The organism is Streptomyces torulosus, assembly GCF_001419765.1.
Taxonomy (GTDB): domain Bacteria; phylum Actinomycetota; class Actinomycetes; order Streptomycetales; family Streptomycetaceae; genus Streptomyces; species Streptomyces torulosus.
Window position 1 is genome coordinate 1 of sequence record NZ_LIRK01000482.1, and the last position, 7979, is coordinate 7979.

Consider the following 7979-nt stretch of genomic DNA (forward strand, 5'->3'; position numbering starts at 1 on the left):
GCCTGATCGGCGCCACCATCGGCCGCCTCGGCACGGCCGAGGAGCAGGCGGACGCGATCTTCTTCCTCGCCTCCGACGCCGCCGCCTTCGTCAACGGTGTGGTCCTGCCCGTGGACGACGCCTGGTCCGCCGTCTGACGGCCCTTGTCCCGGCAACCCTCGCAACCCCAGCCACCCAGACGACCCCGGCGGCCCGTGCGCCCCGGCCAGCAGCCCGTACGCCCGTAGCCCGAGAAAGCGAGTCTCCGCATGGCGACGATGAAGTCCGTCCGCACCGCCGGTGTCGGCAAGGTCGAGGTGGTGGACGCCGAGCGTCCCGTGCCCGGCCCCGGGGACGCCCTCGTCCGCGTCCGTGCCTGCGGCATCTGCGGCACCGATGTCGCCTTCCTCCACAGGGGAGGCATGCCCGCCCATGCCCATCTGGGCGGCGAGACCGTGCCGGTGCCGCTCGGTCACGAGCCGGCCGGTGAGGTCGTCGAGGTCGGCGCCGACGTCACCGGACTGGCGGTCGGCGACCGGGTCGTGGTCAACCCACAGGACGCGCCGAGCGGGATCATCGGCTGCGGCGGGCGATACGGCGCGATGAGCGAGTACCTGCTGATCGAGAACGCCGAGGTCGGCCGGAGTGTGGCGGTGTTCCCCGCCACCGTGCCGTTCGACGTCGCCTCCCTCAACGAGCCCATGGCCGTGGCCCGGCACTGCGTGAACCGCTCCGAGGCGAAGCCGCACGACAAGGTCGTCGTGTTCGGCGCCGGGCCCATCGGTCTCGGCGCGGTCATCTGGTTGAAGCTGCGCGGGGTCGAGCACGTGGTCGCCGTCGACGTCATCCCCTCCCGGCTGGAGAAGGCACTGGCCGTCGGCGCGGACGCCGTCATCGACTCGTCGCGGCAGGACGTCGCGGCGCGGCTCACCGCACTGCACGGCCAGGCCGCCAACGCGCTCGGCCAGCCCCGGCCGAGCACCGACATCTTCATCGACGCGGCCGGGGCCCCCGCCGTGTTCGACACGGTGGTGCGGTCGGCGAAGTGGCACGCGAGGCTCGTCATGGTCGCGGTGCAGAAGAAGGGCTCGGAGATCGACCTCGGCGGCATGCTGCGCAGCGAACTGACCCTTGTCGCCTCGCAGGGCTACCCCACGGAGATCTTCGAGGTCACCCCGGAGATCGTCGAACACCACGAGCGTTTCGCGAAGCTCATCAGCCACCGGGTGCCCGCCACGGAGGTCGAGCGGGCCTTCGAACTGGCGCTGACACCGGGCGCCGCGGAGAAGGTGGTCGTCACGTTCGACGCGCCGGACTCCCGCGAGACGCCCGAGAGACTCACGACGGACACACCCCGTGACATGACGTCCTGAAAAGAATTGATTCACCTGATCAAAGGGGCCTGCTGATCAACCCCGCGGTCTCCAGTCTCGATCACGCACCGCCGGAAATCCGGGCGGATCGAGCGACTGGAGAAGTCCCGCATGTCCCAGGCAGTCAAGAGCAAGACCAAGGGAACGTCCCGCCTGAGCAAGGCCGCGCTCGTCGCGAGCAGCGTCGTCGCACTGACCGCCGGCCTGACCGGCAGCGCCGACGCCGCCGTCCTGAACCCGCTGCCGTGGAACGCGGACACGTTCCAGCAGAAGTACATGCCGCTGTTCGACTACGACGGCGACGGTTGCTTCCCCGCCGCCGCGGTCGACGCGAACGGGAACCTCAACGGCGGTCTGAACAACTCCGGGTCGATCACCGGCCAGTGCCGTGACAACCACCTCGGCCGGGCCAACACCTACTCCCAGGGCTGGTGCAAGAACGGCTGGTGCGCATACGTCTACGCGCTCTACTTCGAGAAGGACCAGACCCTCAACGGCGCCGACGCCTTCGGGCACCGCCACGACTGGGAGTCCGTCGTGGTCTTCCAGAAGCAGGGCGAGGAGCGTCCCGCGTTCCTCGCCGCCTCCCGGCACGGCGGGTACAGCACCCACCCGATCAACGAGGTGCCGATGAACGGCAACCGTGTCGAGATCGTCTACCACAAGGACGGCGCGAGCACGCACGCCTTCCGCTTCGCCAAGTGGGGCGAGACGCCGGAGGCCTGGGGCAACGGCGGCTGGGACGAGCCGGCCTTGGTCACCATGCAGAGGATGGCCGACGCCCCGCGCAACGCCCTGTGGAACTCCCAGTGGGGCCGGGCCAACTTCCCGCTGACCGGCAACCTCCAGAGCAACATCAACAAGGCCCGGGAGGCCGACTCCAGAGCCGCGAGCGCGATCCCCGCGTTCTGACGCCGGCCGCCCTGAGCCGCCCAGAGCCGCCCCCGGCGGGACATCCCCCCTGTCCCGCCGGGGGCTTTCGCGTGCTTGAAGGCCTCGGACGCGCGCGGTGTCGATGTCGCGCGCCCTGGTCGGTCACTTGTAGATCCGGCCGGGCTCGGCCTTGGCCGGGACGAGCAGTTGGGGGACGGTCACGAAGGTGTAGCCCTGGTCGCCGAGCGCCTTCAGGATGGACGGCATGGCCGGCACGGTGCCCTTGTGCAGGGGGTGGAGCAGGATGATCCCGTCGCGGTCGGCGCCGTCGAGCACGCGCTCGGTGATGAGCGCGGGGTCGTCCGTCTCGTAGTCCTTCGCGGTCACCGTCCACAGCACCTGCGCCATCCTCAGTTCCGCCGAGATCCTGGAGACGCGGTCGTCGGTGCGGCCCTGGGGCGGGCGCATCAGTGTCGGCTCGCGGCCGGTGAGCGCTGAGATGGCCCGTGTGGTGCGGCGCAGCTCGTCGCGGATCTGGGTGTCGGAGACGTCGGTCAGCACCGCGTGCGTCCATGTGTGGTTCCCGATCTCGTGGCCCTCCTCGGCTATTCGCCGCACCACGTCCGGGCACGTGTGGATGCGCCGGCCTTCGAGGAAGAACGTCGACGGCGCCTTGTACCGTTTCAGGAGGTCCAGCAGTCGGGCGGTGGGTTCACCCGGGTTGCCGTCGAAGGTGAGGGCGACGCACTTGGCCTTCCGGCAGTCCACCTGTCCCGACGGTGCGCCCGCCGCGGACGCTGCCCGGGCCCGTTCCTCGCGCGGGGAGAGCGTATCCATCCTGTTCGCCCGGACGACCAGGATGACGGTCGCTGTCACGGCGGCGACCACGGCCAGGGTCAGGAATATGAGTGATCGTGGGCGCCTTCTCAAGATCTTCACATCAAGGAGAAGAGGTCAGCCCCCGACGGGTTGCCCGGCACCCCCCGACAGTGAGGCAGGACACGTCCGCGCAGCCCGTTCCAAGTGAGCTGGGACGCCGCCCCGGTTGCGCCCCGCCCACAAGTCGGTCGCGCGAACATCGCCCTGTGGAAGCGACATGGAGAGGACGTCCGGGCCGCGGTCTATTCCGTCGCGTCGTCCAGAGGGAGTCGTACCGTGAACGTCGTCGCGCCCGGCGCGCTGGTCAGGGTGAGGGTGCCACCGTGGGCCCGGAGCAGGGAGTGGGCCACGGCGAGGCCGAGGCCGCTGCCGCCCCGGTCGCGGCTGCGGGCCTTGTCGACGCGGTAGAAGCGGTCGAAGACACGCTCCTGGTCGTCGACCGGGATGCCCGGCCCGGAGTCGGTGACCCGCACCTCTGCCATGCCGGAGTCGACGCACACCTCCACGCGGACCTTGGTGCCCGCCGGCGTGTGCACGGCGGCGTTCGTCAGGAGGTTGTCGAGGACCTGGCGCACCCGCAGCGGGTCCAGGCGCAGCCGTACCCGGTCGGGGCCCGTGGTCAGGGTCAGCGGATAGTCGGGGTGCCCCGCCCGGAAGGCGTCCCCGGCCTGTTGCGCCAGCTCCACCAGGTCGGTCTCCTCCCACCGCAGCGGCGCCTCCACGTCGGCCGCGTCGAGGCGGGCCAGGGTGAGCAGGTCGTCCAGCAGCACCCCCATACGGGCGGCCTCGGCACGCAGCCGCGCCAGGTGCTTGTCGCGTTCCTCGGGGCTGTGCGCGGCGGCGTACTGGAACAGGTCGGCGTAGCCGCGTACGGACATCAGGGGGGTACGCAGCTCGTGCGAGGCGTCGGCGACGAACTGGCGCAGGCGCTGTTCGGCCGCGGTGCGGACGGCGAACGCGTCGTCGATGTGCTCCAGCATCCTGTTGAACGCGGTCCGCAGTTCCTCGACTTCGGGGCCGCCGTCGCGGCGGTCGTGGCGCACCGGCAGCCGTGCCGAGTCCGTCAGGTCGTGGGAGGTGATGCCGCGGGCGGTGTGCGCCATGTCGCTGAGGGGCTTGAGTCCGCGCCGCAGCATGCCCCGGCCGAACACGACGAGGGCGGCGAGGGCGAGGGCGAACGCGATCACCTGGATCGTGACCAGCTGCTCGACGGTGTCCTCGATCTCCTCCATGGGGGCGGCGCCGACCAGGATCACCCCTGGTTCGGCCTCGCAGGCCCGCAGCCGGTACAGACCGGCTCCCTCGAGGCGTTCGGTGCGGGTGATCTCGTTCTCCGAGCCGACCTGGTCCGCGGCGAGGCGCGTGAAGGCGTCGATGTCCTGGGGCAGGTCGACCGAATCCTCGGGGGTGCGCAGGTCGGGGGTGCCGTCCTTGATGTCGTAGACGGCGTAGTACCAGCCCCAGTACTTCTTGCCCTCCAGCGTGCCGTCGTCGGCAATGCTCTTGGACTGGGCGACCTGGGCGACATGGAGCTGTTCGTCGAGCTGGCGCGACAGGTAGTCGCGCATGTACATGGTCAGTGCGCCGCCGACGACGGCGAACACCACGAGCGCGAGGGCGCCGAGGCCGAGGGCGAGCCTCGTGCCCAGGCGCATGCCGCGATAGGTCTCCTTCAGGCGGGCGATCACTCGGCGGCCTGTCGGAGCACGTAGCCGAAGCCGCGCACGGTGTGGATGAGCGGTTCGCCGCTGTCGTCGAGCTTGCGGCGCAGCCGGCTGACGACGAGCTCGACGACGTTGGAGCGGCCGCCGAAGCCGTACTCCCAGACGTGGTCGAGGATCTGCGCCTTGGTGAGGACGGTCGGCGACTTGCGCATGAGGTAGCGCAGCACCTCGTACTCGGTGGGGGTGAGGGTGAGGAGCTTCTCACCGCGGCGGACCTCGCGGGTGTCCTCGTCCATCGTCAGATCGGCGACCTGGAGCACGGAGCGCTGGAAACCGGGGCCGGAGCTGCGCCGCAGGACCGTGCGCAGCCGGGCCATCAGCTCCTCCACGGCGAAGGGCTTGACCAGGTAGTCGTCGCCGCCGCGGGTCAGTCCGGCGACCCGGTCGGCGACGCCGTCGCGGGCCGTCAGGAACACCACGGGCACCATCGTGCCGGACTGGCGCAGCCGGTCGAGCACACCGAAGCCGTCCAGGCCGGGCAGCATCAGGTCGAGGACCACGATGTCCGGGTGGAACTCCGCGGCCTGGCGCAGCGCCTCCTCACCGGAGTTCGCCGTGACCGCGTCCCAGCCCTCGTAGCGGGCGACGGTCGCCACCAGATCCGCGATGGGCGGATCGTCGTCCACCACGAGAAGTCGCACTTTTTCCACGTGCTCATACTGCGGCACCGATCGCCTTCCGCCATAGCCGCTCATGGCTCGCCAGAAGATCGATAAAAACTTGAAAGTTAACCGACAGTAAAACGACAGCGCCGTCCGGACAAGCTCGTACCCCGGACCCGATCAAGGAGCTGTCAGCGTGACCACTCTCCAACAACCCCCCGCGGCCGCGAGCCGCTCGGGAGCGCGCCCCAAAGTGGTCGCCCGCACCGGTCTGTACGCGGTGCTGGCGGCGAACGTGGTCGCGGTGGCCGTCTTCTTCGTCCAGGCGGGCTTCGCCTCGAACGCCCTGATCGTGCTGGGCCGCCTCACCGGCCTGTACGGGGCGCTGCTGATGGCGTTCCAGCTGCTGCTGGTGGCCCGGCTGCCCTGGTTCGACCGGCGCATCGGCATGGACCGGCTGACCTCCTGGCACCGCTGGACCGGCTTCTCCGTGCTGTGGCTGCTGGTGGCGCACGGGGTGTTCATCGCCTTCGGGTACGCCCAGTCCTCGAACATGGACCCGGTGAACCAGGTGATCGACCTCGCCGAGACCACCGAGGGCGTGCTCCGCGCCATCGTCGCGCTCGGCATCATCATGGTGATCGGCGTGGTCTCGGCCCGCTACGCGCGGCGCCGGCTCGCCTACGAGACCTGGCACTTCATCCACCTGTACACGTATGTGGCGGTGGTGCTGGCCTTCACGCACCAGGTCGCGGCGGGCACCACGTTCGCCTCGTCCGAGGTGGCGACGGCGTACTGGTACGCGCTGTGGGGCAGCGCCCTGACCGCCGTGTTCCTGGGCCGGCTGGTCCTGCCGCTGTGGCGGAACTGGCGGCACCAGCTGCGGGTCACGGCCGTCGTCCACGAGTCCGACCATGTCGTCTCCGTCTATATGAGCGGCCGTGACCTGGACCGGATGCCCGCGCGGGCCGGCCAGTTCTTCCTGTGGCGGTTCCTGACCCGGGACCGCTGGTGGCAGGCCAACCCGTTCTCGCTGTCGGCGGCGCCCGACGGCAAGCAGCTGCGGCTGACGGCCAAGGCCGCCGGTGCGGGCTCCGCCGCGCTGCGCCATGTGAAGGTCGGCACGCGCGTGTTCGCGGAAGGCCCGTACGGCGCGTTCACCGCGATGCACCGCACCCGGCCGGAGTCGGTCCTCATCGCGGGCGGCGTCGGCGTCACGCCGATCCGGGCGCTGCTGGAGGAGATCCAGGGGCACGCCGTGGTGATCTACCGGGTGGGCACGAGGCAGGACGCCGTCCTCTACGAGGAGCTCCAGCAGCTGGCCTTCGACAAGGGCGCCGAACTGCACCTGGTCTCGGGCCCCGTCGTCCCCGACCTCCTCGCGCCGCGCGAGCTGGCCCGGATGGTGCCGGACATCGCCGACCGGGACGTGTTCCTGTGCGGGCCGCCGCCGATGATGAACGCCGTCCTGGGCAGCCTGCGCGAGCTGGACGTGCCCAAGCCGCAGATCCACTTCGAACGCTTCAGCCTGGCGGGATGAGGAAGACACCGTGAACCGAGCGATACCCGCCCTGATCCTGAGCGCCGCCGCACTGGTCCCCGTGTGGCGCTACGCGCCCTCGACGGCGACGACCACCACGGCGACCGCCGAGCCGGCCCCGTCGGCCTCCACATCCACCTCCGGTGACTCCACCGTGGTCTCGGGCCCCACCATCGACACGGAGAAGGGTCCCGTCCAGGTCCAGGCGACCTTCAAGGGCGAGAAGATCACCGCCGTCAAGATGCTCCAGCAGCCGAACCATCCGCAGACCGAGGCGGCGGTGCCGAAGCTGATCGAGGAGACGCTGGAGGCGCAGAGCGCCGACATCGACACGGTCTCCGGCGCCACCATCACCAGTGGCGCCTACCGGAAGTCCCTCCAGGCCGTCCTCGACGCGAAGGCCTGATCATGCGCCGCGTCGAACACATCATGGGTTTCCCGATCTCCCTGCTCATCGAGGACGAGGGCACCACCGCCGAGGCCGCGGAACCGGCGTTCGACTGGCTGCGCCAGGTCGACGCCCGGTTCAGTCCCTTCCGGGCCGACAGCGAGGTGTCCCGGCTGGACCGGGGTGAGCTCGCCCCACACGAGCTCAGCCCGGACCTGGCCGAGGTCCTCGACCTGTGCGAGGAGTACCGCGTGGCGACCGGTGGCGCGTTCGACGTACGGCTGCCGGGGCGCGGGCTCGACCCCTGCGCCATGGTGAAGGGGTGGGCCGTGCAACGGGCCGCGGACCTGCTGACGGAGCGGGGGGCGCGGCGGCTCTGCCTCAACGCGGGCGGCGACGTGGCGGTGACCGGCGGGCCCTGGCGGGTCGGTGTACGCCATCCCGAGCGGGCCGACCGGCTCTGTACGGTCCTGGAGGTCGGCGAGGGGGCGGTGGCCACGTCCGCGCGCTACGAACGTGGCGACCACATCCTCGACGGCCGCACGGGGCGCCCGGCGACGGGGCTGCTGAGCCTGACCGTCGTCGCGGCGTCCCTCACGGAGGCCGACGCCACCGCGACGG

The 7979-nt window shown here is 70.7% G+C and carries 9 protein-coding genes; 6 read left to right on the forward strand and 3 right to left on the reverse strand.

Features of this window, described 5'->3' with window-relative positions:
• The 3 genes from AOK23_RS30310 to AOK23_RS30320 all read left to right on the forward strand — a co-directional run.
• Positions 1–137 (forward strand): SDR family oxidoreductase (locus AOK23_RS30310; protein WP_157878199.1); only part of this gene is annotated, 137 nt, incomplete at its 5' end.
• Positions 138–248: 111 nt separating this feature from the next.
• Positions 249–1352, forward strand: coding sequence for a zinc-dependent alcohol dehydrogenase (locus tag AOK23_RS30315; protein ID WP_055715779.1), 1104 nt, complete (start codon positions 249–251; stop codon positions 1350–1352).
• 111 nt (positions 1353–1463) lie between these two features.
• A complete protein-coding gene (locus AOK23_RS30320) occupies positions 1464–2264 on the forward strand; it encodes an NPP1 family protein (RefSeq protein WP_055715780.1) in 801 nt (266 codons plus the stop codon).
• A gap of 123 nt (positions 2265–2387) precedes the next feature.
• On the opposite strand, the gene AOK23_RS30325 is transcribed toward AOK23_RS30320, so the two are convergent.
• The 3 genes from AOK23_RS30325 to AOK23_RS30335 form a co-directional block, all read right to left on the reverse strand.
• A complete protein-coding gene (locus tag AOK23_RS30325) occupies positions 2388–3164 on the reverse strand; it encodes a polysaccharide deacetylase family protein (protein WP_055715781.1) in 777 nt (258 codons plus the stop codon).
• Positions 3165–3346: 182 nt separating this feature from the next.
• On the reverse strand, positions 3347–4792 hold the full coding sequence (locus AOK23_RS30330; RefSeq protein WP_055715782.1) for a sensor histidine kinase: 1446 nt from the start codon (positions 4790–4792) through the stop codon (positions 3347–3349).
• Complete coding sequence (locus AOK23_RS30335) at positions 4789–5478, reverse strand: response regulator transcription factor (protein ID WP_055715786.1); 690 nt, start codon at positions 5476–5478, stop codon at positions 4789–4791. Before AOK23_RS30335 ends, AOK23_RS30330 begins: the two co-directional genes overlap by 4 nt.
• A 148-nt stretch (positions 5479–5626) precedes the next feature.
• Between AOK23_RS30335 and AOK23_RS30340 the strand changes: the two genes are divergently transcribed.
• From AOK23_RS30340 to AOK23_RS30350, 3 genes are all read left to right on the forward strand, one after another.
• Positions 5627–6970, forward strand: a complete 1344-nt coding sequence (locus tag AOK23_RS30340) for a ferredoxin reductase family protein (protein ID WP_206336326.1) — start codon at positions 5627–5629, stop codon at positions 6968–6970.
• A 10-nt stretch (positions 6971–6980) separates the two neighbouring features.
• Positions 6981–7376 carry an FMN-binding protein gene (locus tag AOK23_RS30345; protein ID WP_055715784.1) on the forward strand — a complete coding sequence of 132 codons (396 nt, stop codon included), beginning with the start codon at positions 6981–6983 and terminating at the stop codon, positions 7374–7376.
• Between the two features lie 2 nt (positions 7377–7378).
• Positions 7379–7979, forward strand: a 601-nt coding sequence (locus AOK23_RS30350) for an FAD:protein FMN transferase (protein WP_055715785.1), incomplete at its 3' end; no start/stop codon positions are given.

Excerpts from the sequence above, each read along its gene's own strand:
- AOK23_RS30315 (WP_055715779.1), top strand. The coding sequence starts at position 249 with ATGGCGACGATGAAGTCCGTCCGCACCGCCGGTGTCGGCAAGGTCGAG.
- AOK23_RS30320 (WP_055715780.1), top strand. The coding sequence starts at position 1,464 with ATGTCCCAGGCAGTCAAGAGCAAGACCAAGGGAACGTCCCGCCTGAGC.